This is a genomic window from Sulfitobacter sp. THAF37 (assembly GCF_009363555.1).
Taxonomy (GTDB): Bacteria; Pseudomonadota; Alphaproteobacteria; order Rhodobacterales; family Rhodobacteraceae; genus Sulfitobacter.
Genome location: NZ_CP045372.1, coordinates 36,094 through 61,235, shown reverse-complemented (window position 1 = coordinate 61,235; position 25,142 = coordinate 36,094). Strand labels below are relative to the sequence as shown.

Below are 25,142 nucleotides of genomic sequence, written 5' to 3'. Positions count from 1 at the left end.
CCGGTCCCATGCTGGCAACCCCGACCTTTCCCCTGATCCTGCTGGCGGCTGCGGTGCTATGCGCCGTGCTGCTGGCGGTCTGGAAGGAAGCACAGGTTGCCGGGCGTATCATTGCGCAGTTCTTTCTGACCATCGGGCTGCCGGTGGTCGTGGTGGTGGGGGCGCTGGTCTGGCTGGCGCTGCCGATGATGGGGCAGATCGACCCGCGCGTGAGCCAGGCGATCATCGCCGGTCTGGTCATCGCCATCGGCTGGCTGACCACGGCGATCTTTGCCGAAGGCGGCAAGGCGCGGGCACGGGCGGAAAAGACCCGCGACTATCACAAGGCGCTTTACGCCGAGATCGGCAATACGCTGGAATCGCTTTGGGAGGCCGACAGTTCAGAGCAATATGTGACCGACCTGATCGACCGGATGCGCGAAGACCACGACTACATCCCTTTTCTGCCGCGCGAACAGCACGACCATGTCTACGATGCGGTGATCGCCGAACTCGATGTGCTGCCACGCCAGACCATTGACGCCATCGTCGCGTATTACAGCGTGATCAAGGCGATGTCGGCGCTGGTCGACGACATGCGCGGCGACACGTTCCGCACGTTGGACGCCGAGCGGCGGATCGCGATCTATTCGGATTACGTGGGGATGAGAAAACAGGCGTTCGTCTTTGGCAAGCACGCGCTGCGGCTGATACGCGCCTATTCCGACGGCGGCCGAAAAGCCGCCGATCGAGTGATCAATAGCCGGGACGCGGACCTGTCCGCCAGGTCACGGGGATCGGTGTGAACGGGATGTCAGGGTCTTTGTCCATAATCGTGTTCCTTCCCTCTTGCCCCCTCAATATAAGGCAGCGGGCCGCCGGTCACAAGGTTTACTGGATGACGACGCCCTCGGCCTCCTTGCGCTCGCGGATCTCGCGCTGGCGCATGGGCATCTTGTCGATGCTCCGCGTGATCTCGCGCACGTCCCAGGGAAAGGGTTTGCGCAGCTTGATCCCGCCGTCCTTGCCCACCAGCACCAGCATGAAGCCACGGGGCCGCATCTTGAGCCGCAGAGGCGACCGTGCGTCCGGGTCGGTATCGCTCAGGACGATGACATCGCGCACGGCCAGATCTTCGGGCCGGGCACGCAAAAGTTCCATCTGTTCGATATACGCCGGGTCGTTCGGGCTGTCGGCAAAGACCACTACGGGGCGCTTTTTCCAGCGAAATTCGCTCAAATCAGCCGTTTCACCGGGGGCGAACAGCAGCCCGCCTTCGCCGAAAGCGTTGGACTGGGCCGAAGCTGTGGCAGCGAATACCCCAGCAAAAACAAGCGCAAGCAGACGTTCCATAACTCTCTTCATGAACTTGAATATAGGTGCTGTGCGCGCAAATGCGATGCACATTCTCGGTACTGCGCCCATTAAGCACACCTCAAGGGTTTTGGCCCCATGACCGGGACGTTCCCCGTGACATGGCCGGACCGGGCGGCCTTCTGCAAGAAGATTGGCCAGAGCATCATGGATGTCATTCTGCATCTCGGCGCACATCGCACCGGCACGACCACATTTCAGCATTATGTCCGCGACCACCTCGGCACGCTTGAGCGTAACCACATCGGGTTCTGGGGGCCGGGGCGGACCCGCAAATCGGTCTTTCCCGGACTGTTCCATGGCATGTCGCCCCGCGCGCGTCGCCGGGCCGAGGGCCGGGTGCGGATGCTTGCGGACCGCGCCGAAGCCCGCGGCTTCGAAAAGCTGGTGGTCAGCGATGAGAACATGCTGGGCAGTTGCACCACGGCGTTCCGCAACGCCATGTTGTATCCCGCCGCGGGCGACCGCGCGGCGCGGCTCGCGGCCGCCTTTGGCGGGCGGGTGTCGCGGGTGGTGCTGTCGATCCGCGCGCAGGACCTGTGGTGGGCCTCCGCCTCGGCGCTGACGGCGGCGCGGGGGCACAGTATCCATGACACGGAAAAATACGCGCAGATCGCGCGGGGCCAACGCGGCTGGCGCGCGGTGATCACCGACCTTACCTGCGCCCTGCCGGAGGCGGACATCAGGGTAATGCCGTTCGAGACCTTTGCAGGCCGCCCCGAGCGGATGCTGCGCGAGGCGGTGGGCCTGGACCTGCCGGGCGACAGCCGCATGCGCTGGTTGAACCGGTCGCTGACCCTGACCGACCTGCGCGGCGTTCTCACCGAAAGGGGGGAGGACCCGACGGTGCTGCCGCGCGGCCAGGGCCGCTGGCAGCCCTTTACCCCCGCGCAGGCCGCCGCGTTGCGCGAAAGATATGCCGACGATCTGCACTGGCTTGCCGCCGGTGCAGATGGTCTTGCGACACTGACAGTGGATGAAACCCGGAAAAGAGCGGGCACAAGCCTGCCTCCGGCGCATATGACGGAAGGACAAGCTCATGAGCAAAGACAAATGGCGCAGCATCGCTGAGAAGGAACTGCGCGGACGCAGCCTGGACGATCTGACCTGGCGCACGCTGGAAGGGATCGACGTACAGCCGCTGTATACGGCGCAGGACACCGAAGGGCTGGATCATCTGGGGTCGATCCCCGGTGAAGCGCCGTTCACGCGCGGGGTCAAGGCCACGATGTACGCGGGGCGGCCCTGGACGATCCGGCAATACGCCGGTTTCTCCACCGCCGAGGAATCCAACGCCTTCTACCGGCGCAACTTGGCGGCGGGCCAGCAGGGGGTGTCGGTTGCCTTCGACCTGGCCACCCACCGCGGCTATGACAGCGACCACCCCCGGGTGGAGGGCGACGTGGGCAAGGCGGGCGTGGCCATCGACAGCGTGGAGGACATGAAGATCCTGTTCGACGGCATCCCGCTCGATCAGGTTTCGGTCTCGATGACCATGAACGGCGCGGTGATCCCGATCCTGGCCAGCTTCATCGTCGCGGGAGAGGAACAGGGCGTGGACCGGGCACAGCTGTCGGGGACGATCCAGAACGACATTCTCAAGGAGTTCATGGTCCGCAACACTTACGTCTATCCGCCCGAACCCTCGATGCGGATCATTTCGGACATCATCGAATACACCGCTAACGAGATGCCGAAATTCAACTCCATCTCGATCTCGGGCTACCACATGCAGGAGGCCGGCGCGAACCTGGTGCAGGAGCTTGCGTTTACGCTCGCTGACGGGCGCGAATACGTGCGCACGGCCATTGCCGCCGGTATGGACGTGGATCGTTTTGCGCCGCGCTTGTCGTTCTTCTTTGCCATCGGCATGAACTTTTTCATGGAGGCGGCCAAGCTGCGCGCCGCGCGTCTGTTGTGGTCGCGGATCATGGAGGAGTTCGAACCCAAGAACGAAAAGTCGTCCATGTTGCGCACCCATTGCCAGACTTCCGGCGTCAGCCTCGCGGAGCAGGACCCTTACAACAACGTGGTGCGTACGGCCTATGAGGCGATGAGCGCGGTCCTGGGCGGCACCCAGTCGCTGCATACCAACTCGCTTGACGAAGCCATCGGTCTGCCCACCGACCACTCTGCCCGCATCGCGCGCAATACCCAGCTGATCCTGCAGGAGGAAACCGGGGTGACGAACGTGGTCGATCCGCTGGCAGGGTCCTACTACGTCGAGAAGCTGACCGCCGACCTGGCCGAAGCCGCCTGGGCCCTGATCGAGGAAGTCGAGGAGATGGGCGGCATGACCAAGGCTGTCGCTTCCGGTATGCCCAAGCTGCGGATCGAAGAGACCGCCGCCCAGCGGCAGGCGAACATCGACCGGGGCGACGAAGTGATCGTCGGCGTCAACAAATACCGCCGCGACAAGGAAGACCCAATCGACATTCTGGACGTGGACAACGTCGCGGTGCGCGACAGCCAGATCCGCCGTCTGGAAAAAATCCGTGCCGAACGGGACGAGGCGGCCTGTACCGCCGCGTTGGAGGAATTGACCCGCCGCGCGGCAGAGGGCGGAAATCTTTTGGAAGGTGCCGTGGAGGCCGCGCGCGCGCGTGCCACGGTGGGAGAGATCAGCATGGCGATGGAAAAGCAGTTCGGCCGGCACCGCGCCGAGGTCAAGACACTGGCAGGGGTCTATGGCGCCGCCTACGAGGGCGACACGGAGTTTGCCGCGATACAGAAATCGGTCGAGGATTTCGCCGAAGCCGAAGGCCGGCGCCCGCGCATGCTGGTGGTCAAGATGGGCCAGGACGGCCACGACCGGGGCGCCAAGGTGATTGCCACCGCCTTTGCCGACATCGGCTTCGACGTGGATGTCGGCCCGCTGTTCCAGACCCCCGCAGAGGCGGCGCAGGATGCGGTAGACAATGACGTGCATGTCATCGGCATCAGTTCTCAGGCGGCGGGCCACAAGACGCTGGCGCCGCAACTGGTCAAGGCGTTGAGAGAGGCCGGGGCGGAGGATATTCTGGTGATCTGCGGCGGCGTGATCCCGCAACAGGATTACCAGTTCTTGTACGACGCCGGCGTCAAGGCCATCTTCGGACCGGGCACGAATATTCCCGCAGCAGCGCAGGATATCCTCAAGCTGATCCGCGCCGCGCGCAGTTGAGACGCTCTCGGCAGGCGGCCAGATCCGCCTGCCGGACCCGGCGGCTGACAGGCAGACATTTGCCACGTTGACCCCGGTCGTGAATGGTCGTCACAAAGACGACGTGAAACAGCGGGGCGAGCGCCATGGAACTTGATCACATTGCCGTCGCGGGCGAGACACGCGATGCGGCGACCGCGCATGTCGCGCACAGCCTCGGAGTCGAATTGCAGCCAGGAGGCGAACATGCGGTCTTTCACACCCACAACACGCTGCTGGGCCTGGAGGATGGCCTGTATCTTGAAGCGATTGCCATCAATCCCGACGCCCCGCACCCTGACAGGCCGCGCTGGTTCGACCTTGACCGCTTTGCCGGGGCGCCACGCCTGACCAACTGGATCTGCCGATGCGACGACCTGGATGCGACCCTTGCCGCGCTGCCCGACGGGTTCGGCACGCCGGTCAGCCTGCAACGCGGCGATCTGCGCTGGCGCATGGCGGTACCGGCTTCGGGGATCCTGCCGTTTGATAATTGCGCGCCTGCGCTCATGCAATGGGACGGGGACAGTCATCCGGCGGCCCGCCTCGCGCCGTCGGGCTGCCGGTTGCGCAGGCTGACGATCACCCACCCCGAGGCAACGGCGCTGGCCGACCTTCTGGCGCCCTTTCTGACGGATGGGCGCATCGCGATCGAGACGGGTGTGGCCGCGCTGACGGCCGCCTTTGATACGCCTTCGGGCACGAGGGCCCTTGCTTGATCCTGCGCGCCGCTGAAGAACGGGATGCGGCAGCGGTGGCGGCGCTGTGGAACGTCATGATCCGCGATTCGCTCGCCACCTTCACAACCGTCGAATGGACCCAAGCCACCATGGCCGCGCGGATCGCGGACCGGCGTGGCGCCTTCTGGTTGATCGAGGACGGCGGAACCGTTCTGGGCATCGTGACCTTCGGCGCGTTCCGGTCCGGTCCCGGCTATGGCGCGACGGTTGAACACAGCATCGTCATGCAGGCCGCCGCACAGGGCACGGGGGCGGCCGACAGGCTGATGGACAGGGCCGAGGCAAGTGCCGCTGCACAGGGCCACCACGTCATGGTTGCCGCCATCAGCGGGGCCAATCCCAGGGCCATAGGATTTCACGCGCGGCGGGGCTATCGCCAGACCGGCCATATGCCGCAGGTGGGCTTCAAGGCGGGGCGGTGGCTTGACCTCATTTTGATGCAGAAAACCATTTCCGCACGCTGACTTCCCCACGGTGCCGCCCTATGATGGGGCATGTCGATCTGGACCCGCATATCCGAAGCCCTGTCCGCTCTCGCGTCCGGCGAAGGGCTGGCCGCCGTTTTTGAACGGCTGCGCAGCCCGCCGGAGCGTTCGGTGGCCTTTACCATCGCGGTGATCGCGTTGGGGGCCAAGATGGCCAAGGCGGACGGTCTTGTGACGCGTGATGAGGTCACGGCCTTTCGCGAGGTTTTCCAGATCGCCGACGGTGACACCGCGGGGGCCGCGCGGGTTTTCAACCTGGCGCGGCAGGACGTGACCGGCTTTGACGATTATGCCCGCCGGATCGCCGACATGTTCAGCGATCAGCCCGATATGCTGCGCGACCTGTTGGAGGGGCTGTTTCACATCGCGATGGCGGATGGCAGATACCACCCGAACGAGGATGCCTTCCTGGCCGAGGTCGCGGCCATATTCGGGCTGCCGGACGATGATTTTGCCGCGCTCAAGGCGCGCTTTGTGCCGGACACGTCGCCCTTGCCGCATACGGTTCTGGGGATCAGGCCGGGCGCCACGCTGGAAGAGGCGCGGGCAGCCTGGCGCAAGCTGGTGCGCGAGAACCATCCTGATGCTCTGGTGGCGCGCGGTCTGCCGGAGGAAGCGGTGCGGATGGCTGAAAAGCGGATGATCGACATCAACCGCGCCTGGGAAACCCTGTCGCGCCACGCCGCCTGATGCGCATCGCCACCTATAATGTCGAGTGGTTCTCGGCGCTGTTTGACACCCAGAACCGGCTTTTCGACGACGGCGAATGGTCTGCCCGCCACGATGTGACCCGCGCCGCGCAGACGGCGGCGCTGGGGCGGGTGTTCCGGGCGATGGACGCGGACGCCGTCATGATCATCGAAGCGCCGGATCAGAGCCGCAGCCATTCGACCGTCGCGGCGCTGGAGCATTTCGCCGACGCCTTCGGTCTGCGCACGACACACGCGGTCATGGGGTTTTCAAACGATACCCAGCAGGAAATCGCGCTGCTCTACGACCCTGCCATGCTGACGCCGCGCCACGACCCGCGGGGGTCTGTCGCGGGCCTGAACGGTGCCGCCGACGCGCCGCGGTTCGACACGGCGCTGCGCATCGACCTCGACATCGACGCGCAGCAGGACATGGTGGTGTTCTCCAAGCCGCCGCTGGAGCTGAGCGTTCGGACACGGGGAGGATTCGCCTTTCAGATGATTGGGGCGCATCTGAAATCGAAGGCCCCGCATGGCGCCAGAACCCCGCAGGAGGTGCTGAGCATCGGGGTCGCCAACCGGCGCAAGCAGCTGGCCCAGGCGATCTGGCTGCGGCGGCGGATCGACATGCTTCTGGCCGACGGGCTGCCTGTGATGGTCCTGGGTGATCTGAACGACGGACCGGGGCTGGATTCCTTTGAAAGTCTGTTTGGCCGATCTTCGGTGGAAGTCGTGATGGGACAGGAGGGGGAGGCGGGCGCGCTTTACGATCCGCACGCGCGGCAGGCGTTGCTGCGCAAGCTGGGGGCCGCCCCGACGACGGCGCGTTTCTGGATCCGGCCCGAGCAGCGGTACCTGCAGGCCTTGCTGGACTATGTGATGGTCACGCCCGAATTCACCGCGCGCGGCGCGCGGTGGCGCATCTGGCATCCGATGGATGACCCGGCATGCTGGCGCGATCCCCAGCTGCGCGACGCTTTGATCACCGCTTCGGACCATTTTCCGGTCACACTGGATTTCGAGGATACGCCGCCGGGGGTGTAAACCGGAGAATTCGTGCTAGATTGTTCTTAATGAAACGACTTGCATCTTTTGCCACGGTGGTTTGCCTGCCGCTTGCTGTCCACGCCCAGGAGGATCAGGGGGAGCGTGGCCTCTCGTTGATGGAACGCGGGGCCCAGATGTTCATGGAAGGCATCATGAAGGAAATGGCCCCCGCGCTCAACGAGCTTGAGGGGCTGGCCGATGACGTGGCACCGTCGCTGCGCAGCTTTGCCCAAGAGATGGGGCCGAAACTGGCGGAAATCCTTGAAAAGGTGGAAGACTGGAGCGTCTACGAAGCGCCGGAAATTCTGCCCAACGGGGACATCATCATCCGGCGCAAGCCGGAACCGCCGATGGAACCGCCGGCCAAGCCAACGGAACCCGCACCGCAGATCGAACTGTGACGAGCGGCAATTCCGCGCTTCCCCTCGCGGTTTTTTTCGACAAGATCCTGATTTTTCCATTGATGCGCTTGGAAACGACCGGTGTGCAAAGGAAGACATGTCATTTTTGACATGTCTTCTTGGACACGTCAAAAATGACATGTCTTCCTTTGCAATGCGGCATATTTTGGTGCGGGAGTTCCGTGGGTTCGCCAGGATGCGGCAGCGGTCTCCGGACAGGTCGCCGCCGCGGCGGTCGGGTTACGTCTTGGCCGTCTTCAATTCCACCTGCGCCTGCAACGACGCGGCGAGCGAATTCAATCTTGCCTCCGCCACCTCGCCAAACAGCGGCATCATGTCCTCGCTGATCCAGAGCTGAAGCAATTTTTTCTTGGGAAACCAGCGCAGTTCACCGCGTTTCTCATTCTTGTCCATCCACAACATCGCGCCGAACCGCATGGCCTTTCCCAGGATTTCCGCCTCTCTGCGTGCTCGCTCGTCGATCATCAGATAGAGGTCGTTAAATCGTGTGTTCTCACGCTTGTTGGAATAGCGGTGCAGCAGGGCAAGCCCCAGAAAGATGCGCTCGGAGTGTTTCAGGCCGCCCAGATTGGCCCGGGTCGCATTGTCGAAACAGACCTCTGCGCGATAGTCGGGATGGGCGCGCCAGCTGACGTCGTGCAGCAGGCAGGCGGCCTTGACCAGCCGTTTGCGCTGGGGCGGGCTTGATTTGTAAAGCGGCAGGATGAAGTCATAGAGCACCTTGCCAAACCCCGGCGAACGCGCATCCTTGGCCTCTGCAAAGCGGCAGGATTCGATCAGCGGGTCGCGGTCCCGCAGGCGCTGAGGCATCTGTTCGTACAGCATCCCCTCGCGGATGCCATAGCTGGAAATCGCGATGTCCTTGGGCTTGAAGGTCTTGACCAGACGGCTCAACACCTCTGCCGCATAGGGCACCAGCGCCATCCGGGTGGAGGACACGCCCGCCTCGGTGCGCAGCTCTTCGAGGTCCGATTGCCTGATGTACTTGACCGTGGCGCTGACCGCCCGCGGGGTCATGCGGTATTCGTGCAGCACATGCAAAGGATAGCCCCGGCGCACCATGTCGATGCGGGCGATGGCCCGCCACGATCCGCCGACCAGAAACAGCCGGTCGCGCTGGACACCCATGCGGTCCTGCAGTCCCTGCATCACCTCCTTGATATGGGCAGTGCGCGCCTTGGCGCCGCCTTTGATGTCGCGCAGCTTCAGCGGGCCGAGCTGCGAGGACACCCGCCGCCCGACGCGCCCGCCCGAGATCTCGGCCAGTTCCATGGACGACCCGCCGATGTCGCAGACCAGCCCATAGGCACCGGGCCAGCCCAGCAGCACGCCCTGCGCCGACAGCCGCGCCTCTTCCTCGCCGTCGATGACCCAGATGCGCAGACCGGTTTCGCGGCGGACCTCCTCGCAGAAGTCCGGCCCGTCGCTGGCGTCGCGGACGGCAGCGGTGGCCACCACGGTCAACTCTTTCAACCCCATGCTGTCGGCCAGTTTGCGAAAGCGCCGCATCGCCGACAGTGCGCGGGTCCGCCCGCTGGGCGACAGATGCCCGGTTTCGGCCATGCCTGCGCCCAGCGCGCACATGATCTTTTCGTTGTAGAAATACGCGGGCGACCGGGCCGCCCCGTCGAACACCACCAACCGGACGGAGTTCGAGCCCACATCGACCACGCCGACCCGCGACAGCTTGCGTGCGCTCGGGTCCTCGAACAGCGGTTTTGCGAAAAGGCCCAGATCAGCAACGCCGGTTTCAGGTACCGTCGTGTTGGTCTCCGTTAGGTTAGCCATGCGGTCTCCTGGCGGTCGGCTCAACTGCGGGTAAGATGCGGCAGGCGACCGCGGCGGTCAATGTCCGATCCGGGCAGAGGTGTTTCAGTCGTCGGTATGGGTCAGCACCGGCACGTCTGACGCGCCCGCCGATCCGCGCCCGGACAGCGACGGGTTTTCCATGAAGAACCGGTGGCAGTTGAAGCTGAATTGTCCTTCCACCATTGCGGGCCGCGTGAATTTGCCATCGGGTGCCATGACCCAGCTTTGCGCCACATCGGCAAGGTTGGCTGCCATGATCTGGCTGGTGATCTGCGCTTTCACGGTGGCGTTCTCGATCTCGACCAGGGTTTCGACCCGCCGGTTCAGGTTGCGTCCCATCCAGTCGGCGGACGAGATGAAGACCCGTGCTTTCTTGTGCGGCAACCCGTGGCCGTTGCCAAAGCAGACGATCCGCGAGTGTTCGAGGAACCGGCCGACGATGGATTTCACCCGGATGTTTTCGGACAGTCCCTTGATGCCGGGGCGCAGCCCGCAGATGCCGCGGATCACCAGGCTGATCTTCACCCCTGCCTGGCTGGCGGCATAGAGCGCGTCGATCACTTCCGCATCGACAACGGAGTTCATCTTGGCCCAGATCGCCGCGGGGCGCCCGGCCTCGGCGTGGGCGGCTTCCGCCGCGATCAGTTCCAGCAGGCGCGGCTTCAGCGTGGTGGGGGAAATCGCGAGGTTGTCCAGCTTCTCGGGTTGCGCGTAGCCCGAGAGAAAGTTGAAAACCTTTGTCGCATCGCGGCCCAGCTTCTGATCGCAGGTGAACAGCGACAGGTCGGTGTAGATGCGCGCGGTGATCGGGTGATAATTGCCGGTGCCGTAGTGGGTATAGGTCACCAGCTGGTTGCCCTCGCGGCGCACCACGGTACTGATCTTGGCATGTGTCTTTAGGTCGAGAAACCCGTAGACCACATGCGCGCCCGCCCGTTCCAGCCGCCGGGACTGCCGGATGTTCGCCGCCTCGTCGAAGCGCGCCTTGAGTTCGACCAGCGCCGTGACCGACTTGCCGTCCTCCGCCGCTTCGCAGAGGGCTTCGACGATCGGGCTGTCGCGCGAGGTGCGATAGAGCGTCTGCTTGATCGCCACGACATTCGGGTCGCGCGCCGCCTGGGACAGAAACCGCACCACCATGTCGAACGTCTCGTAGGGGTGGTGCAACAGCATGTCCTTCTGGCGGATCGCCTCGAACATGTCGCCGTCGTGGTCGCTGACCCGCTCTGGAATGCGCGGGGTAAAGGAGGGCCACAGCAGGTCCGCGCGTGCATCCGTGACCAGTTCGCTCAGGTCGTCTATGCCGATCATGCCGTCGATCTCGATCACGTCGCGTTCGCGCACGCGCAATTCGGCCATCACGACCGCCTTCAGCTTTTCCGGCGCGCCCGCCGAATGGGTCAGGCGCACGACCTCGCCCCGGCGGCGGCGTTTCAGCGCCACCTCGAACTCGCGGACCAGATCCTCGGCTTCGTCCTCGACCTCCAGGTCACTGTCGCGCAGCACGCGGAATTCGAAATGGCTCTTCAGCTTGTAGCCGGGAAACAGCTCCGGGATCTTGATGACCAGCAGGTCCTCCATCGGGAGGTAGCGCAACACGCCGTCGGATGCGGGCAATTGCACAAAGCGGTCGATCTGCGCGGGGATCGGCAGCAGCGCCTGCAAGGGCCGTTTGTCGCGGGTGCGTTCCAGTTGCAGCGCCAGCGCATAGCCGGTGTTGGGGATAAACGGGAAGGGATGCGCGGGGTCGATGGCCAGGGGCGACAGCACGGCAAAGACCTGGGACAGGAACATCTCATCGAGATAGGCGTGATCCGCTTCCGTCAGGTCGGGCGCATGTTCGAGAAATATGTTCTGCGCGTCCATCTCTGCCATCAGGTCCACCAGAACCCGCTGCTGGTTCATCATCAGGTCGCGCGCGTCCTCGTTGATCAGCACCAGTTGTTCGGCGGGCGTCAGCCCGTCGGCCGCGGGCGTGGTGTTGCCAGCCTGGGCCAGCTCGCGCAGGCCGGCCACGCGGACGGTATAGAATTCATCCAGGTTGCCGGCGCTGATGGACAGAAAGCGCAGCCGCTCCAGCAAAGGCACGCGGGGGTTCTCGGCCTCCTCCAGGACGCGCCAGTTAAAGCCCAGCCAGCTGAGTTCGCGGTTGAAGAAACGGCCCGGCCCTGTCGTGTCGAGGTCGGGCATCTCGGTGGCTGGCGGAAACGGTGCTTCGAGGAAATCTGAGTGGGTCATGACGGCCTTATGGCGCTGATGTGTAACGAAGATGCGACAGCGGGCGCAGTATCAGTCCCGGCCGGGGGGCTTGTCCAGCACCTGCGCGGCCAGTTGCCGGGTCAGCGGGCGCTTTTGCGCCAGACTGGCCGCGTCGAGCCGTTGAACCAGGTCGATTGCGGCGGCAAAGGACCGGTCCATGCGCGACAGAAGATAGGGGATGAGGTCGGCCTTGGGGGTCAGCTGCCGATCCGCCAGCAGCTTGGCCAGCAGCGCGGTCAACAGCATGTCGTCCGGGGGCTCCAGCGCGACGGCGGTGGTGCCGCGCATCCGGCTGGCCAGGTCGGGCAGGGTCAGACCCCAATGCGCCACCGGCGGCGTTCCGGTCAGCAGCAGGCTATGCCCCTCGGCCAGAACCATGTTGTGCAGGTGAAACAGCGCGGTCTGCGCCGCGTGGTCCCCGGCGATCAGCGGCACGTCCTCCACGGCCAGCGGTCCGACCGCCAGCGCAGGCACGTCGTGCTCGGGCAGTGCCCCGGCCTGCACGATACGAGCCTGCGCCTGTTCGGCCCAGACGTGGGCAAGGTGGGTCTTGCCCGCGCCGGTCGGGCCGGTCAGCGCCAGCTTGCCGCCGGACCAGTCGGGCCAGCGGTCGATCATCGCCATCGCCATCGCGTTCGAGGGGGCGACGAAAAAGGCGTCGCGCCCCAGCGCGGTGCGGCTGGGCAGGTCGAACCCCAATTGCCGTGTCATGTCAGTCGTCCGCCATCGTCTGATCGGTGCCGAGGTAGAGCAGGCTGTGCTTGTAGCGGTCGACGGCGAACCGGGCCAGCACCCCAATCGCCGCCGCCAGCGGCACCGCCACCAGCATCCCGACAAAGCCGAAGAGCGTGCCGAAAACCGACAGTGCCAGGATCAGCCAGACCGGGTGCAGCCCGACGGAATCGCCCACCAGTTTGGGCGTCAGCACGTTGCCTTCGACCACCTGACCGATGACGAAGATGCCCGCGACCAGCCCGATCGACACCCAGTCCCCCCAGAACTGGAACAGCGCCAGCCCAATGGCCAGCGCCCCCCCCAGAAGGGCGCCGAGGTAGGGGATGAACGTGACCAGCCCGGCGACGAACCCGACGACCAGGCCGAACTGCAGGCCCACCAGCATCAGCGCAAAGGCGTAATAGGTCCCGAGGACAAGGCAGACCGTGCCCATCCCCCGGATGAACGACGCCAGCGTCTGGTCGACGTCCCGGGCCAGCTTTCGGATGGTGGGCGCGTGGTCACGCGGCAGCAGCCGGTCGATCGCCGCGACCATGCGGTCCCAGTCCAGCAACAGATAGACCGACACCACCGGGACGATCACGAACAGCAGGATGACATTCAGGATCGACGCGAAGGACGCCAGCGCCGTCTCAAGCAACTGGCCGCCCCGTTCCTGGATGGTCTCCCCCACCGAGGTCAGCGAGCTGCGAAGCGTCGATCCTTCGTCCAGCAGCGCGGGGAAGCGGGTTGTCATGGCGTCGGTGAAATCCCGGAACAGCCGCGGCGCCGTCTCGACCAGGGAGGTGGTCTGATTGACCAGTGTCGGCACCACCAGAAGCGCCATGATGACGAAGATCAGGATCGCGATAAAGGTGATCAGGGCGGTGGACAATGCCCGGCTGAGGCCCAGCCGTTCCAGCCGGTCGGCCACGGGATCAAGAAAATAGGCGATTGCCCCGCCCAGCAGGAAAGGCACCAGAACCTGGCCCAGGAACCACAGGGTCACCATGAACACCACTGCCGCGATGCCCCAGTATTTCAGTTGGTCTCGGATCGGCAGGGCCATGGGTTTCTCCGGGATTGACAGTCTATCACTTCGCCCATGGCAGCGCGTATTTCAAGTGTCAGCGGCGGGCGATGCGCGTTTTGATCAGCCGCAGGTGGAGGATGGCCAGCGTTGTCACGGTGCAAATCGCGATGCAGAGGATCCACTTCGATACGGTTTCCATCGTGCCGTCGATCAGCAGCGCATGCACGACGCTGCCAACCACGACCACTGCCGCCAGCGCGTTATGCAGCAGCTTCCAGCGCAGGGGCCGAACCGGCACAAAGCGGCGCAGCGCCACCAGCAGAACGGTCAGGATCAGCGCCCACATCGCAGTGACGCCGTAGATCGAAAAGGGCGTGGGCGAGACCAGCATCAACGCATCCAGCGCGTCGGGTGGGCTGGTCAGGTACAGCCCCCCGATATGCACCGCGACCGCCAGCACCAGCAGGCTGCCCATGCGATGATGCCACCGGCGGGCACGGGCGGCGGTGAGACCGGGCATGTAATTGCCTGCCAGCAATGGCTGGATCAGCAGCACCGCCATCGCCGCCGCCCCGGCAACGCCCGCGGCAACATAAACGGGCGCACGGCCAGCGAGGTAGGGGCTGGTCCAGATCAACCCGACGGGGACCAGCGTCACCAGCGCCAGCGCGGCCCAGGCCGCCGACTGCGCCCAGCGGGGCAGGGGCGACCGCATTCGTCAGGCCGGGGCGAGCACGAAATCGGCGGTCAGGCTGGTATCGCTGGCCGAGGGCATCACGGGCCGCAAAAAGACCGTCCTGTAGGCGCCGTCGTCATAGGCCAGGTGGCCGTGCGGCTGGCCAAAGTTCGGCACGATCTGTTCCATCTCCAGCCGATAGGTGCCGTCGGCCCGGGTCAGCACGCTGCCGTGGTTCGACGGCTCGCGTTCCCCGCCGCGGGTCGTGGCGGCCCAGATCTGGATGCGCACACCCTCCAGCGGGGCGCCGTCGCCGGCCCGGCGCACGGTGCCCGACATCTCGAACCCCCGGCCGAGGTTATCGACCAGCGGGGCGTTGGGGCGATAGTTGTTGCTGCCGCCCCGCATGGTTTCGGTGGGGGCAAGGCCGTCCTGGGCCCAGGCCGCACCGATCAGACCGCGCGGCGCGGTGGCAAGCGAGAGCCCGCCAAGGCCCGCGGCAATCAGAAAGGAGCGGCGATTGTAGAATGGCGTCTTCATGCTTGGTCTCCTCCGTCGTTGGGTCGCGTCATGGTCAAAGATATAGACCACCGGCGCCCTGAACAAACTCAGGGTCACAAGCCTAGGATGGGCGTTTTAGGGGTCTTTCTCGTTGCATTTCAGTCGCTTGAGCCGGTTACTTCAGGCGGTATGGCAGCCCGTCACATAAACGTGACCCCGTTGGACAGGTCTGGCGGCGGGTTATTTCCTGGTCAGGATGTCGTTCAGCCGCCGTACCAGCTGGTCGCGGGTAAAGGGCTTGGAAATGAAATTGACACCGGGATCCAGGCGACCGTGGTGCACGATTGAATTCTCCGTATAGCCAGACATGAACAGCACCGGCAGATCCGGATACATCTCTTCCGCCACCTCGGCCAATTGCGCGCCGTTGATCTCTCCGCCCAGAACGACATCGGTCAGCAGAATGTCGAAGCCGCCCTGTTTCAGCCGGTCCATCCCTTCTTCACCGGTCAGTGCGCCCTCGACCTCAAAGCCGGAAAGAACAAGGCTGCGCATCAGAAAACGCAAGACCCCGGGGTCGTCTTCCACCAGCAGGATCCTGCCCTTGCCAATGGCAGCGGATTTCAATCCCGCACCGACATCCTCCTGGGGCACGGTTTCCTTGGGGAAATGGCGGGGAAAGTACATTCGGACTGTCGTACCGAGGCTGGCCTCGGAGTAGATTTTGACATGGCCCAGCGATTGCTTGACGAAGCCGAATACCATGCTCAACCCCAGTCCGCTGCCCTTGCCGACCTCCTTGGTGGTGAAGAAGGGGGTAAACGCCTCTTCGATGACGTCGTTGCTCATGCCGTTACCGGTGTCGCTGACCGCGATCATCACGTATTGGCCGGGTTCGATTTCGCTGTGTCGCGCGGCGTACTCGTGGTCCAGCCGGGTATTGGCCGTCTCGATGGTCAGTTTGCCGCCCTGGGGCATGGCGTCGCGGGCGTTGACCGCCAGGTTCAGCACCGCATTCTCCAGCTGGCTGCGGTCGATCTGGGTTTGCCAAAGCCCGCCGGTACTGACCAGTTCGAAGTCGATGTTCTCGGTGATCGTGCGGCGGATCATCGGATCGAAGCCGCGCAGCAAGACGTTGACGTCGGTAGGCTCGGGCTGCAGGGGCTGTTTGCGGGCAAAGGACAACAGGCGAGAGGTCAGTGTCGCGCCCCGTGCGGCGGCCGCGTGGATCTCGCCGGCGAGTTCCATGTCGAGCGTGCCCATTTCCTCCAGCAGCAATTCGGCGTTTCCCATGACCACCGCGAGAATGTTGTTGAAGTCATGGGCGATGCCGCCCGTCAGCTGGCCGATGGCCTGCAATTTCTGCGCATGGATCAGCCGCGCCTCGATTTCGGCCCGCGAAATCAGGCTGCCAAGCGTCTCCGCGATCAGGTCCCATTCGAGCTGAACGCTGGCGCTCTGGTGCAGCTCGGGGCGGCCGACGACAATGAGCCCGCCGTTGAGCTCCCCGGATTGGGACAGCGGCAGCACCGCCGCGCCGTCGAATGCCGTGGGGTCGGCGCAGATGCGCGAGGTCGCCGCCAGCAGGGCCTCACGCCATCTGTCCCCCGGTTCATGATGCAGATCCTGGAAATGGCCCAGGGAGATGTCCAGCTGCGTGGTTTGGCGGAACATGTCCGCAAGGGAGCCTGCCGTGCATCGCACTTCCATGCGGCCCTGTGTCGCACTGACGATGGCCAGCCCCCTGACCTGCATGACTGCGTAAATGACTTTGCAGGCGTCATGCATGAAGTCGCTTCCCGCGATGTCCACCTCGGAGAGTTGCCGGATCACCGATACAGACCGGCGCAGGGAGGCCACGATGTCCGACAATTTGCGCTCCGCGTCGATGCGGCGGCTGACCTCCAGGTTCAACTCGTCGATCCTTTGCGTCAGCAGGCGAAATCGCGCGGCAAGCTCCGGCTCCGCTTCGAGCAGGAGCAGCACCTGCGGCGGGCCATCGTCGGTGTCCAGCCGCATCGCCTTGGCCGTGAGGGCGGGCTGGCCGCCGTGGCGGAGGACCTACGAGATGATCGGCGACGTGACCGTCAGGGCATCGCGCATGAAAGATGCGAAGCCGGTACCCTCTGTCAGAAAGACCTCGGAAACCGGCAGGTCATGGCGGTTGAGCACCGGGCCAACGAGCGCGATCGCGCGGGGGCTGGCATAGCGGATGACCTGTGCTGCCGGATCGACGATCACGGTGGCGTCCCCCGTCAGCCGGGACAGCGCATCCAGTGTTTTCGCCTTGATCCGTTCCATTCGGGTCCTAATCCGCGGCTCCGAAGAACTCGCTCTCGCCAATGGCGGCGCCGCGCTCGGGTGGGATAAGATGGACGATCACCCGGCAGCCGGGATCTCCGCGCGCGATGGCTTTGTCGATCCGGACCCTCGCATAGCCAAGGTTCTCGGCCGTGATATGGCCGAAGATGGTCGCCGTCATACGGCACAGCGAGGGCCGGCCCAATACCAGTTCGCCGAAGGGGCAGGCGGTGTTTACCAGCACGATCTTTTCGGGGTCGAGGGATTCGATCGAAAAGCCGCCGTCGATCCGGGCTTTCAGGTCGACCAGGGTTGCGGCGACCTGCCTGCTGTCCAGCCTGTCGGTGTCAAAGGCACCGCGATAATCCGTGTTCAGCGCCCGGCCCAGCGAAACGCCGACGTGATTGACATAGGCCTCCGCCTCATGTTCCCCGACCGTCTGTTCCAGCAGCCCGGCCAGTTCACGCAGCACGGAGCGCATGAAACTGTCTTTTTCGATCGCGGGTGTGCGATCCGGTGTTGGCAGTTCTTCGGTCATTGTCCCTCGTCCTGCGCGTGTTCGCCTGCGGCTTCCGGTGATGGAGACCATCAGCGGTATGTGACCTGTTTTAGCGCAAAAAGGGCGGGAAACCAATCTCAGGTTGTCGTGCCGCGGAGATCCTGCAACTGCGGGGGGCTGTTGACTGTGCCGACAGGCCGCCTAGGCTGCGCGGCAAGGATCGGCAGGAGGCCCCATGCGCAGCGCATTCGACGAGGAACTTGAGCAGCGGCTGGTACGCTATGCCGCAATCGACACGCAGAGCGATGCCGACTCGGACAGCCAGCCCAGCACGGCTGTTCAGCTGGATCTGTCGCGGATGCTGGTCGCCGAGCTGGAGCAGATGGGGGCGCAGGACGTGACCCTGACGGACTACGGGGTGGTCCTGGCCACCGTGCCCGGCACCGCGCCGGGGCCGGTGATGGGGTGGTGTGCCCATGTGGATACGGCGCCCCAGTTCAACGCGACCGGGGTCAAGCCTGTCGTGCACCGTCGCTACAACGGCGGCGAGATTTCCTTTGCCGACGCGCCGGAGCTGAAGCTGAATCCTGACGTCTCTCCCCATCTGGCGGGAAAGGCGGGCGAGGATATCATTACCGCAAGCGGGCTGACCCTGTTGGGGGGCGACGACAAGGCCGGTGTGGCCATCGCGATGACCGCGGCGCATCACCTGCTGCAGAACCCCGACATCCCGCACGGGCCGATCCGCCTGGCCTTTACCCCGGATGAGGAGATCGGGCGCGGCGTCGATCCGCGCCTGCCGAAGGATTTTGCCGCGGATTTCGCCTATACCTTCGACGGCGGCAAGCCGGGCGAGATCGAATACGAGACCTTCTCGGCGGATGGCGCCAAGGTGACGGTGACGGGCGTCTCGGCGCATCCGGGCTTTGCCAAGGGCAAGTTGGTGAACGCTTTGCATCTCGCCTCCAAGATCGTGATGACCCTGCCACATGTGACCATGACGCCCGAGACCACGGAGGGACGCGAGGGGTTCATTCATGTGGTGGAGATGCACGGCGGGTCGTCCGAGGCGGAGATCACCCTGATACTGCGCGATTTCGAGCGCGAGGGGCTGGAGGCCAAGGGCGCGCTGCTGCGGCAGGTCTGCGACGCCGTGGCGGCGACCGAGCCGCGGGCGCGGATCACCTGTGAGATCGCGCCGCAGTACCGCAATATGCGCTATTGGCTGGAGAAGGACATGACCCCGGTGGATCTGGTCCGTGCAGCAGTGGCAGACGTCGGTCTGGACCCGATATCGGTCCCGATCCGGGGCGGCACCGACGGGTCGCGCCTGACGGAGATGGGGGTGCCGTGCCCCAATGTGTTTACCGGCATGCAGGAAATTCACGGGCCTTTGGAGTGGATTTCCGTGCAGGACATGGCGCTTTCGACGCAGGTGGCGATTGCATTGGCCCGGCGTGCCGTGACCTGACGGTGCGGGCCTGCGGCCCGCATCCGAATCCGGGCGATTCGGCTGCGCGAAATCGCGGTGCGAGACGCTGTCTCGCGCTCTGGTGTATTTTTCGGAACAATGAACGGGCAGGAGGGCGACCGGCAGGCAGCTGCGCGCCGGTCGCGGTGTGTCAGGCGGCGAAGCCCAGTTTGACCACGTGGATTTCGAAAGTCGGGTGCATTTCCGCACCCACCACGCCGGGACGATAGTGGCGGTAGATCGAGCGCCAGTAGGGTTGGATCACCACGCCTTCGTCGCGCATCAGGTTTTCGATCTTCGCCATGACCTCGCGGCGCTGGTCGGCGTCGGCTATGGCCAGCGCCTCGGTCAGCAGGGCGTCGAATTCCTCGTTGGAAAAGGCGGTCTCGTTCCAGGCCTCGCCCGAGCGGTAGGCCAGCGCCAGCACCTGCACGCCCAGTGGCCGCTGTGCCCAGTCGGTGGAGGAGAAGGGATAGCCCACCCAGTCGTTCCAGAAGGTGGCACCCGGCAGAATGGTTCTTTTGACGTTGATGCCCGCGTCGCGCAGCTGGGCCGCCACGCTGTCGGTGGTGTTCTTGCGCCAGGTGTCGTCGATCGAGATGAGCTCGTGTTCGAAGTCCGCCATCCCGGCCTCTTCCATCAGGGCGCGTGCGGCAGCCGGGTCGAAGACGGGTTTGCCCACGTCGGCGTATTCGGGGTGCAGCGGCGCGACATGGTGGTTCTCTGCCACCAGCCCGTTGTCGTTGAACCCCAGTTCGAGACAGATGGCATTGTCGACCGCCATGGCGAGAGCGCGGCGCACGCGGACGTCGGCATAGGGTTTGGTGCCGTTCACCTCGGCCTCCTGATTGGTGCGGATCACGATGGTGTTCGCAGTCACCGCTTCGGATTGTTCCCAGCCGAAATCGTCGAAGAGCGTGATGTAGTCGCCAAGCGATTCGTAGAGCATGTCCACTTCATCGGATTCGACGGCGGAGAGAACCGCGGATTGCTCGGTGCCGTAGTCGATGTATTCGATCCGGTCCAGATAGGCGCCTTCGCCCCACCATTGGTGGTCCTGGTTGCGTTCCAGCACCGCCCTGACGCCGACCTCGAATTCTGCGGGCAGATAGGGGCCAGTGCCGATCGGATTTTCCAGCGGGTTGCCGGTGGCGGAGCTGTGTACCACTGCGGCGGGATAGTCGGAGAAGCCCGCGATCAGCGTGATGTCGGCGTTGTTCAGCATCAGCTTCACGGTGCGGTCGTCGACGACCTCGATCGCGCCCTCGCGCGCCTTTCCGGTGTCATTGTCCACCAGAGACGCCATGCGGGAGGCCATGGAGTTGCCTTCGACCGCCTTGTCGCACCAGCGTTCGATGTTCATCGCGACGTCTTCGGCGGTGAAGGGGTCGCCGTTGTTCCAGGTCACGCCGTCGCGCACCTTCAACGTGTATTCGGTGGCGTTTTGGTTGATCTCCCAGCTTTCCAGCAGGGCGGGCGCGAAGGTGCCGTCGGTCTGGTATTCGACCAGGTACTCCAGCCAGCCGCGGGTAAAGTTCGACATCTGCGGCCAGTCGAAGGTGCGCGGATCCTTCAGCGCCTTTACGCTGCTCTGGATGCGCAGGGTGCCGCCCTGTTGCGCATGGGCCGCAGCCCGCGCGGGGCGCGGCAGGCCGATCAGCGCATAGGCCGCCGTGGCTGTCATCCCGAGCGCGGTGGCGCGGGTCAGGAATTCGCGCCGGGACAGGGTGCCGTCGGTGACTTCGCGGGCGTAGGCACGGGCGGCTGGGTGGACGGAGTGGGAAGGCATTGTGTGGCTCTCTTTTCCAGGGAAACGTCAAAGGGTGCGCGGTCGAGCGGCGCAGGCCGGTCGGGCATGAACGTAGGGCGGGGCGAGGAATATCAAACATGATCTTGCCCGCGCATCGCGATTGCGGGCGGCGCGGACATGGCATAGTCAGGCCCGAGACCTGACAAAACGAGGAAGCCCGCCATGCGTCTGAGCCGATATTTCCTGCCCGTGCTGAAAGAAACGCCCAGCGAGGCGCAGATCGTCAGCCACCGGCTGATGCTGCGGGCGGGCATGATCAAGCAGGCAAGCGCGGGGATCTATTCCTGGCTGCCGCTGGGCTACAAGGTGCTGCGCCGGATCGAACAGATCGTGCACGAGGAACAGCAGCGCGTGGGCCACATCCCGATGCTGATGCCGACCCTGCAATCGGCGGATCTGTGGCGGGAATCGGGCCGCTACGACGCCTATGGCCCCGAGATGCTGCGCATCCGCGACCGGCAGGACCGCGACATGCTTTACGGTCCCACCAACGAAGAGCTGATCACCGACATCTTCCGCAGCCACGTGGGCAGCTACAAGGACCTGCCGCTGACGCTCTACCACATCCAGTGGAAGTTCCGTGACGAGATCCGCCCGCGCTTTGGCGTGATGCGCGGTCGCGAGTTTCTGATGAAGGACGGCTACAACTTCGACCTGACCAAGGAGGACGCGCTGCACGCCTACAACCGCCACCTGGTCAGCTATCTGCGCACCTACGAGCGGATGGGCCTTCAGGCGATCCCGATGCGTGCCGACTCTGGCCCCATCGGCGGGGATGACACCCACGAATTCCTGGTGCTGGCCGAAACGGGCGAGTCGGAGGTGTTCTACGACAGCGAGATCACGGACCTGAAGTTCGGCGACCGCGAGATCGACCACGACGATCACGCCGCCTGTGCCGCCGTGCTGGAGGAGTTCACTTCGCGCTACGCCCGGACGGATGAAACCCACGACGAGGCGGTGTTCAACCAGATCCCCGAAGACCGTCGCCGCACCGCGCGGGGCATCGAAGTGGGGCAGATCTTCTACTTCGGCACCAAATATTCGGAGCCGATGGGTGCCACCGTGCAAGGGCCCGACGGCAAACCGGTGCCGGTGCATATGGGCAGCCACGGGATCGGGGTCAGCCGGCTTCTGGGGGCGATCATCGAGGCCAGCCACGACGAGCGCGGGATCATCTGGCCCGAAGGGGTTACGCCGTTCCATTGCGGCATCGTGAACCTCAAGCAGGGCGATGCCGAAGCCGACGCCGCCTGCGACGCGCTCTACCGGTCGCTGCGCACGGCCGGGCTGGACCCGCTTTACGACGACACAAAGGGCGGGGCCGGGGCGAAGTTTGCGACCATGGACCTGATCGGTCTGCCGTGGCGGATCACGGTGGGGCCAAGGGGGCTCAAGAACGGGGTGGTGGAGCTGACCTCCCGCCGCACCGGCGAGAGCGAGGAGATGACGCCGGAGCAGGCGGTGGAACGGGTTGTGCAGGTTTACGCCGGAATTCTCTGAGCATTGGACGGGCGATGGGCCGGGATGTAGGGTTGCTCGAAAAAAGGGGGCAGGCCGGATGTGCATCGCTGTCAGATTGACGGGCATGGTACCGCAGGGTCCGGCAGCCGCCGCGCCGGGGTGGCCATGATCCTGCGGGCGCTGACGCTTGCGGGCGGGCTTGCCGGGGCAGCGGGCCTGTCGCAATTCCCCGAATTTTCGCAGCAATATGCCCAGCGGCTGGGCGGTGCGGTCGATGCGCTGGCCGAGGTGGTTGCTGATTTCGACACGTCCGCCGCCGCCGTGGGCCTGACACGGAGCGAGGCCCTGGCACAGATGCGCGGCACCGAGTTCCTTGACCGGCGGCGCGCGGACATGACGGCGACCTTCCTGCGCTATGACCGGCTGCGCGCCGATCTGGCAGCGATCGAGGGGCAGGGGCCTTTCATGCGCGCCTACCACGCCACCCGGCTGACCGACAGCCAGATCGCCCGCGCGGCCTGGGCCGCCTACCAGCCCGCCGTGCCGATCCACTTTGCGGGTCTGGTCTTTGCCGGATTGGGCTTTGTATTGGGGGCCGCTGGTCTCGGCCTTGTGCTGCGCCTGTTGGCCGCGCCTCTGCGCCGCGCAAAGCGCGCTTGACGCTGCAGGCGCAAAGGCCCAGTTTGCGCCAAATCTCAGGAGCCCGCATGGCGCAGAAAAGCACCACCCCCTTTGCCCCCTTCGAATGGATGATCGCCTGGCGCTACCTGCGCGCCCGCCGGGCCGAAGGCGGCGTCAGTGTCATGACCTGGATCAGCCTGATCGGCATCACGCTCGCGGTCTTTGCCCTGATCGCCACGCTGTCTGTGCGGTCGGGGTTTCGCGCGGAATTCGTCGATACCATTCTTGGGGCCAATGCCCATGTGACGGTCTACCAGTTGGGCGAAGTGGCTGAAAACGGCCAGATCGACCGGTCGATTTCGAACTACACGGACATGGCCGCCAACATCGCCCGCGTGCCGGGCGTGACCCGTGCCGCACCGCTGGTGCGCCAGCAGGTGATGGCGAACCGCGGCCAGTCCAACGCGGGCGTCGAGGTGTTTGGCATCGCGCTGGAGGATCTCAAGACCATTCCGCGCATCGCAGGGTCCGAAAACGCGGTGGGCGACATCGACCGCTTTGACCAGGGCATGGCCATCGGCGCGGGCGTGGCGCGCATTCTGGGCGTGGACGTGGGCGACAGGGTCAAGCTGATCTCGCCCAACGGGGTCAAGACCGCCTTTGGCACCAGCCCCCGCGTGAACGCCTACGAGGTGGTCTATATCTTTGAGGCGGGCCGCTACGACATTGATCGCACCCGCGTCTACCTGCCCCTGGCCGAGGCACAATCATTCTTCAATCGCGAGGGGTTGGCGGATGAAATTGAAGTGATGGTTGAAGAACCCGAAGCGGTGGACGACCTGGCCGTGCCGCTGTTGCAGGCCGCCGGGGACCGGGCGCAGGTCTGGACCTGGCGCGATGCTTCGGGGTCCTTCCTGAATGCGCTGGACATCGAGGACCGGGTGATGTTCGTCATCCTTTCCGTGCTAGTCCTGATCGCGGCGATGAACATCGTTTCGGGGCTGATCATGCTGGTCAAGAACAAGGGCCGCGACATTGGCATCCTGCGGACGATGGGCCTGACCGAAGGGTCGGTGCTGCGCGTCTTTTTCATCTGCGGCGCCTTTACGGGGATCATCGGGACCGCGATGGGGGTGATCCTGGGCTGTTTGTTTGCCATCTACGTCGACCAGATATTTGCCGCGGTGAACTACCTGTCGGGCGGCACCGCGTGGGATGCGTCGATCCGCGGGATCTATTTCCTGCCCGCCAAGCTGCAGCTGGCGGACGTGCTGTCCGCCGTGGCGCTGTCGCTGGGATTGTCCTTTATCGTCACGATCTTTCCCGCGCGCCGCGCCGCGCGCATGAACCCGGTAGAGGCATTGCGCTATGAATGAGCCGACACTCGACCTGAAAGGCATCGCCAAGTCCTACAACACCGGCGCGCCCAACGAGGTGCAGGTGCTGCGCGGCATCGACCTGCAGGTCGCCCCCGGCGAGATCGTGGCGCTGGTCGCCCCCTCGGGTGCGGGTAAATCCACGCTGCTCCATATCGCGGGCCTGCTGGACACGCCCGATGCCGGAACGGTCGGTATCGGCGGCGAGGACATGACCGGTCTCGGCGACCGCCGCCGGACGGCAGTGCGCCGCGCCGATGTGGGCTTTATCTACCAGTTCCACCACCTGCTGCCCGAGTTCACCGCGCTGGAGAACATCGTGTTGCCCCAGCTCGCCAACGGCACCGGAACAGGCGCGGCAAAGGCGCGGGCGAAGGACCTTCTGGCCCAGGTCGGGATAGTGGGGCGCGCGGAGCATCGTCCGGCGGCCCTGTCTGGTGGCGAGCAACAGCGCGTTGCCTTCTGCCGGGCGTTGGCCAACGCACCGCGCCTGTTGCTGGCGGATGAACCCACGGGCAACCTCGACCCGGCCACCTCGGACCAGGTGTTCGCCGCGCTGATGTCGCTGGTGCGCGGCACCGGGCTGGCGGCGCTGATCGCCACGCACAACCTGGACCTGGCCGGGCGGATGGACCGCCAGATCAGACTGGACGCCGGACGGCTGGTACCGGCCTGATTTCGCCCCGTTCGG

The 25,142-nt window shown here is 64.9% G+C and carries 24 protein-coding genes; 13 read left to right on the top strand and 11 right to left on the bottom strand.

Annotated features, from left to right (window positions below):
- Window positions 1–8 precede the first annotated feature (8 nt).
- Window positions 9–785: a hypothetical protein gene (locus FIU94_RS00340; protein WP_152463874.1), complete on the top strand. Its 777-nt coding sequence runs from the start codon at window positions 9–11 to the stop codon at window positions 783–785.
- 85 nt (window positions 786–870) lie between these two features.
- Here FIU94_RS00340 and FIU94_RS00335 read toward each other — a convergent pair whose 3' ends face one another.
- Window positions 871–1,332 (bottom strand): DUF4174 domain-containing protein, encoded by a 462-nt coding sequence (locus FIU94_RS00335; RefSeq protein ID WP_152463873.1) that lies wholly within the window; start codon window positions 1,330–1,332, stop codon window positions 871–873.
- Window positions 1,333–1,431: 99 nt separating this feature from the next.
- On the opposite strand from FIU94_RS00335, the gene FIU94_RS00330 reads away from it, so the two are divergent.
- The 7 genes from FIU94_RS00330 to FIU94_RS00300 all read left to right on the top strand — a co-directional run bounded on the left by FIU94_RS00330 (window position 1,432) and on the right by FIU94_RS00300 (window position 7,896).
- Window positions 1,432–2,424, top strand: coding sequence for a hypothetical protein (locus FIU94_RS00330; RefSeq protein ID WP_254702576.1), 993 nt, complete (start codon window positions 1,432–1,434; stop codon window positions 2,422–2,424).
- Window positions 2,393–4,516: a methylmalonyl-CoA mutase gene (gene scpA / locus FIU94_RS00325; protein ID WP_152463872.1), complete on the top strand. Its 2,124-nt coding sequence runs from the start codon at window positions 2,393–2,395 to the stop codon at window positions 4,514–4,516. Before FIU94_RS00330 ends, scpA begins: the two co-directional genes overlap by 32 nt.
- 125 nt (window positions 4,517–4,641) lie before the next feature.
- Entirely contained in the window at window positions 4,642–5,253 is a 612-nt protein-coding gene (locus FIU94_RS00320; RefSeq protein WP_152463871.1) for a VOC family protein, read from the top strand.
- Window positions 5,250–5,738, top strand: a complete 489-nt coding sequence (locus tag FIU94_RS00315; protein ID WP_152463870.1) for a GNAT family N-acetyltransferase — start codon at window positions 5,250–5,252, stop codon at window positions 5,736–5,738. The genes FIU94_RS00320 and FIU94_RS00315 overlap by 4 nt, the downstream gene beginning before the upstream one ends.
- Window positions 5,739–5,768: 30 nt before the next feature.
- Window positions 5,769–6,449: a molecular chaperone DjiA gene (locus tag FIU94_RS00310; protein ID WP_152463869.1), complete on the top strand. Its 681-nt coding sequence runs from the start codon at window positions 5,769–5,771 to the stop codon at window positions 6,447–6,449.
- Window positions 6,449–7,492 carry an endonuclease/exonuclease/phosphatase family protein gene (locus FIU94_RS00305; protein ID WP_152463868.1) on the top strand — a complete coding sequence of 348 codons (1,044 nt, stop codon included), beginning with the start codon at window positions 6,449–6,451 and terminating at the stop codon, window positions 7,490–7,492. Before FIU94_RS00310 ends, FIU94_RS00305 begins: the two co-directional genes overlap by 1 nt.
- Window positions 7,493–7,521: 29 nt before the next feature.
- Entirely contained in the window at window positions 7,522–7,896 is a 375-nt protein-coding gene (locus FIU94_RS00300) for a hypothetical protein (protein WP_152463867.1), read from the top strand.
- A 240-nt stretch (window positions 7,897–8,136) separates the two neighbouring features.
- Here the strand turns inward: FIU94_RS00300 and FIU94_RS00295 are convergent, their stop codons facing one another.
- The 9 genes from FIU94_RS00295 to FIU94_RS00255 all read right to left on the bottom strand — a co-directional run bounded on the left by FIU94_RS00295 (window position 8,137) and on the right by FIU94_RS00255 (window position 17,748).
- On the bottom strand, window positions 8,137–9,705 hold the full coding sequence (locus FIU94_RS00295) for a Ppx/GppA family phosphatase (protein WP_152463866.1): 1,569 nt from the start codon (window positions 9,703–9,705) through the stop codon (window positions 8,137–8,139).
- An 84-nt stretch (window positions 9,706–9,789) separates the two neighbouring features.
- Window positions 9,790–11,964, bottom strand: a complete 2,175-nt coding sequence (locus tag FIU94_RS00290) for an RNA degradosome polyphosphate kinase (protein WP_152463865.1) — start codon at window positions 11,962–11,964, stop codon at window positions 9,790–9,792.
- A gap of 51 nt (window positions 11,965–12,015) precedes the next feature.
- Window positions 12,016–12,696: a DnaA/Hda family protein gene (locus FIU94_RS00285; RefSeq protein WP_152463864.1), complete on the bottom strand. Its 681-nt coding sequence runs from the start codon at window positions 12,694–12,696 to the stop codon at window positions 12,016–12,018.
- Between the two features lies 1 nt (window position 12,697).
- The gene (locus tag FIU94_RS00280; RefSeq protein ID WP_152463863.1) at window positions 12,698–13,768 is read right to left on the bottom strand and encodes an AI-2E family transporter; all 1,071 of its coding nucleotides are present in this window, start codon (window positions 13,766–13,768) and stop codon (window positions 12,698–12,700) included.
- 58 nt (window positions 13,769–13,826) lie between these two features.
- A complete protein-coding gene (locus tag FIU94_RS00275) occupies window positions 13,827–14,447 on the bottom strand; it encodes a ferric reductase-like transmembrane domain-containing protein (RefSeq protein WP_152463862.1) in 621 nt (206 codons plus the stop codon).
- Window positions 14,448–14,450: 3 nt separating this feature from the next.
- A complete protein-coding gene (locus FIU94_RS00270; protein ID WP_152463861.1) occupies window positions 14,451–14,948 on the bottom strand; it encodes a twin-arginine translocation pathway signal in 498 nt (165 codons plus the stop codon).
- A gap of 201 nt (window positions 14,949–15,149) precedes the next feature.
- Window positions 15,150–16,928, bottom strand: a complete 1,779-nt coding sequence (locus FIU94_RS00265; RefSeq protein ID WP_152463860.1) for an ATP-binding protein — start codon at window positions 16,926–16,928, stop codon at window positions 15,150–15,152.
- 42 nt (window positions 16,929–16,970) lie between these two features.
- Complete coding sequence (locus tag FIU94_RS00260) at window positions 16,971–17,210, bottom strand: hypothetical protein (RefSeq protein WP_152463859.1); 240 nt, start codon at window positions 17,208–17,210, stop codon at window positions 16,971–16,973.
- Window positions 17,211–17,217: 7 nt separating this feature from the next.
- Window positions 17,218–17,748 (bottom strand): methanogen output domain 1-containing protein, encoded by a 531-nt coding sequence (locus FIU94_RS00255; protein WP_152463858.1) that lies wholly within the window; start codon window positions 17,746–17,748, stop codon window positions 17,218–17,220.
- 196 nt (window positions 17,749–17,944) lie between these two features.
- Here FIU94_RS00255 and pepT point away from each other — a divergent pair, with 196 nt between their 5' ends.
- Window positions 17,945–19,180, top strand: a complete 1,236-nt coding sequence (gene pepT / locus FIU94_RS00250; protein WP_152463857.1) for a peptidase T — start codon at window positions 17,945–17,947, stop codon at window positions 19,178–19,180.
- Window positions 19,181–19,331: 151 nt separating this feature from the next.
- Here the strand turns inward: pepT and FIU94_RS00245 are convergent, their stop codons facing one another.
- Window positions 19,332–20,969 carry an ABC transporter substrate-binding protein gene (locus tag FIU94_RS00245; RefSeq protein ID WP_152463856.1) on the bottom strand — a complete coding sequence of 546 codons (1,638 nt, stop codon included), beginning with the start codon at window positions 20,967–20,969 and terminating at the stop codon, window positions 19,332–19,334.
- Window positions 20,970–21,152: 183 nt separating this feature from the next.
- On the opposite strand from FIU94_RS00245, the gene proS reads away from it, so the two are divergent.
- The 4 genes from proS (at window position 21,153) to FIU94_RS00225 (ending at window position 25,127) form a co-directional block, all read left to right on the top strand.
- Window positions 21,153–22,493 (top strand): proline--tRNA ligase, encoded by a 1,341-nt coding sequence (proS, locus tag FIU94_RS00240; RefSeq protein ID WP_152463855.1) that lies wholly within the window; start codon window positions 21,153–21,155, stop codon window positions 22,491–22,493.
- 126 nt (window positions 22,494–22,619) lie between these two features.
- A complete protein-coding gene (locus tag FIU94_RS00235) occupies window positions 22,620–23,114 on the top strand; it encodes a DUF2937 family protein (RefSeq protein WP_152466891.1) in 495 nt (164 codons plus the stop codon).
- A 47-nt stretch (window positions 23,115–23,161) separates the two neighbouring features.
- Window positions 23,162–24,451, top strand: coding sequence for a lipoprotein-releasing ABC transporter permease subunit (locus FIU94_RS00230; RefSeq protein WP_152463854.1), 1,290 nt, complete (start codon window positions 23,162–23,164; stop codon window positions 24,449–24,451).
- Complete coding sequence (locus FIU94_RS00225; protein WP_152463853.1) at window positions 24,444–25,127, top strand: ABC transporter ATP-binding protein; 684 nt, start codon at window positions 24,444–24,446, stop codon at window positions 25,125–25,127. The genes FIU94_RS00230 and FIU94_RS00225 overlap by 8 nt, the downstream gene beginning before the upstream one ends.
- Window positions 25,128–25,142: the final 15 nt, after the last annotated feature.

Bases quoted from the DNA above. Each gene is read 5' to 3' on its own strand.
- FIU94_RS00235 (WP_152466891.1), top strand. From the start codon at position 22,620: ATGATCCTGCGGGCGCTGACGCTTGCGGGCGGGCTTGCCGGGGCAGCG.
- FIU94_RS00285 (WP_152463864.1), bottom strand. From the start codon at position 12,696: ATGACACGGCAATTGGGGTTCGACCTGCCCAGCCGCACCGCGCTGGGG.
- pepT (WP_152463857.1), top strand. From the start codon at position 17,945: ATGCGCAGCGCATTCGACGAGGAACTTGAGCAGCGGCTGGTACGCTAT.
- FIU94_RS00305 (WP_152463868.1), top strand. From the start codon at position 6,449: ATGCGCATCGCCACCTATAATGTCGAGTGGTTCTCGGCGCTGTTTGAC.
- FIU94_RS00255 (WP_152463858.1), bottom strand. From the start codon at position 17,748: ATGACCGAAGAACTGCCAACACCGGATCGCACACCCGCGATCGAAAAA.
- FIU94_RS00310 (WP_152463869.1), top strand. From the start codon at position 5,769: ATGTCGATCTGGACCCGCATATCCGAAGCCCTGTCCGCTCTCGCGTCC.
- proS (WP_152463855.1), top strand. From the start codon at position 21,153: ATGCGTCTGAGCCGATATTTCCTGCCCGTGCTGAAAGAAACGCCCAGC.
- FIU94_RS00295 (WP_152463866.1), bottom strand. From the start codon at position 9,705: ATGGCTAACCTAACGGAGACCAACACGACGGTACCTGAAACCGGCGTT.
- FIU94_RS00290 (WP_152463865.1), bottom strand. From the start codon at position 11,964: ATGACCCACTCAGATTTCCTCGAAGCACCGTTTCCGCCAGCCACCGAG.
- FIU94_RS00260 (WP_152463859.1), bottom strand. From the start codon at position 17,210: ATGGAACGGATCAAGGCGAAAACACTGGATGCGCTGTCCCGGCTGACG.
- scpA (WP_152463872.1), top strand. From the start codon at position 2,393: ATGAGCAAAGACAAATGGCGCAGCATCGCTGAGAAGGAACTGCGCGGA.
- FIU94_RS00340 (WP_152463874.1), top strand. From the start codon at position 9: ATGCTGGCAACCCCGACCTTTCCCCTGATCCTGCTGGCGGCTGCGGTG.
- FIU94_RS00275 (WP_152463862.1), bottom strand. From the start codon at position 14,447: ATGCGGTCGCCCCTGCCCCGCTGGGCGCAGTCGGCGGCCTGGGCCGCG.
- FIU94_RS00330 (WP_254702576.1), top strand. From the start codon at position 1,432: ATGACCGGGACGTTCCCCGTGACATGGCCGGACCGGGCGGCCTTCTGC.
- FIU94_RS00320 (WP_152463871.1), top strand. From the start codon at position 4,642: ATGGAACTTGATCACATTGCCGTCGCGGGCGAGACACGCGATGCGGCG.
- FIU94_RS00245 (WP_152463856.1), bottom strand. From the start codon at position 20,969: ATGCCTTCCCACTCCGTCCACCCAGCCGCCCGTGCCTACGCCCGCGAA.
- FIU94_RS00270 (WP_152463861.1), bottom strand. From the start codon at position 14,948: ATGAAGACGCCATTCTACAATCGCCGCTCCTTTCTGATTGCCGCGGGC.
- FIU94_RS00300 (WP_152463867.1), top strand. From the start codon at position 7,522: ATGAAACGACTTGCATCTTTTGCCACGGTGGTTTGCCTGCCGCTTGCT.
- FIU94_RS00335 (WP_152463873.1), bottom strand. From the start codon at position 1,332: ATGGAACGTCTGCTTGCGCTTGTTTTTGCTGGGGTATTCGCTGCCACA.
- FIU94_RS00230 (WP_152463854.1), top strand. From the start codon at position 23,162: ATGGCGCAGAAAAGCACCACCCCCTTTGCCCCCTTCGAATGGATGATC.
- FIU94_RS00225 (WP_152463853.1), top strand. From the start codon at position 24,444: ATGAATGAGCCGACACTCGACCTGAAAGGCATCGCCAAGTCCTACAAC.
- FIU94_RS00265 (WP_152463860.1), bottom strand. From the start codon at position 16,928: ATGCGGCTGGACACCGACGATGGCCCGCCGCAGGTGCTGCTCCTGCTC.
- FIU94_RS00280 (WP_152463863.1), bottom strand. From the start codon at position 13,768: ATGGCCCTGCCGATCCGAGACCAACTGAAATACTGGGGCATCGCGGCA.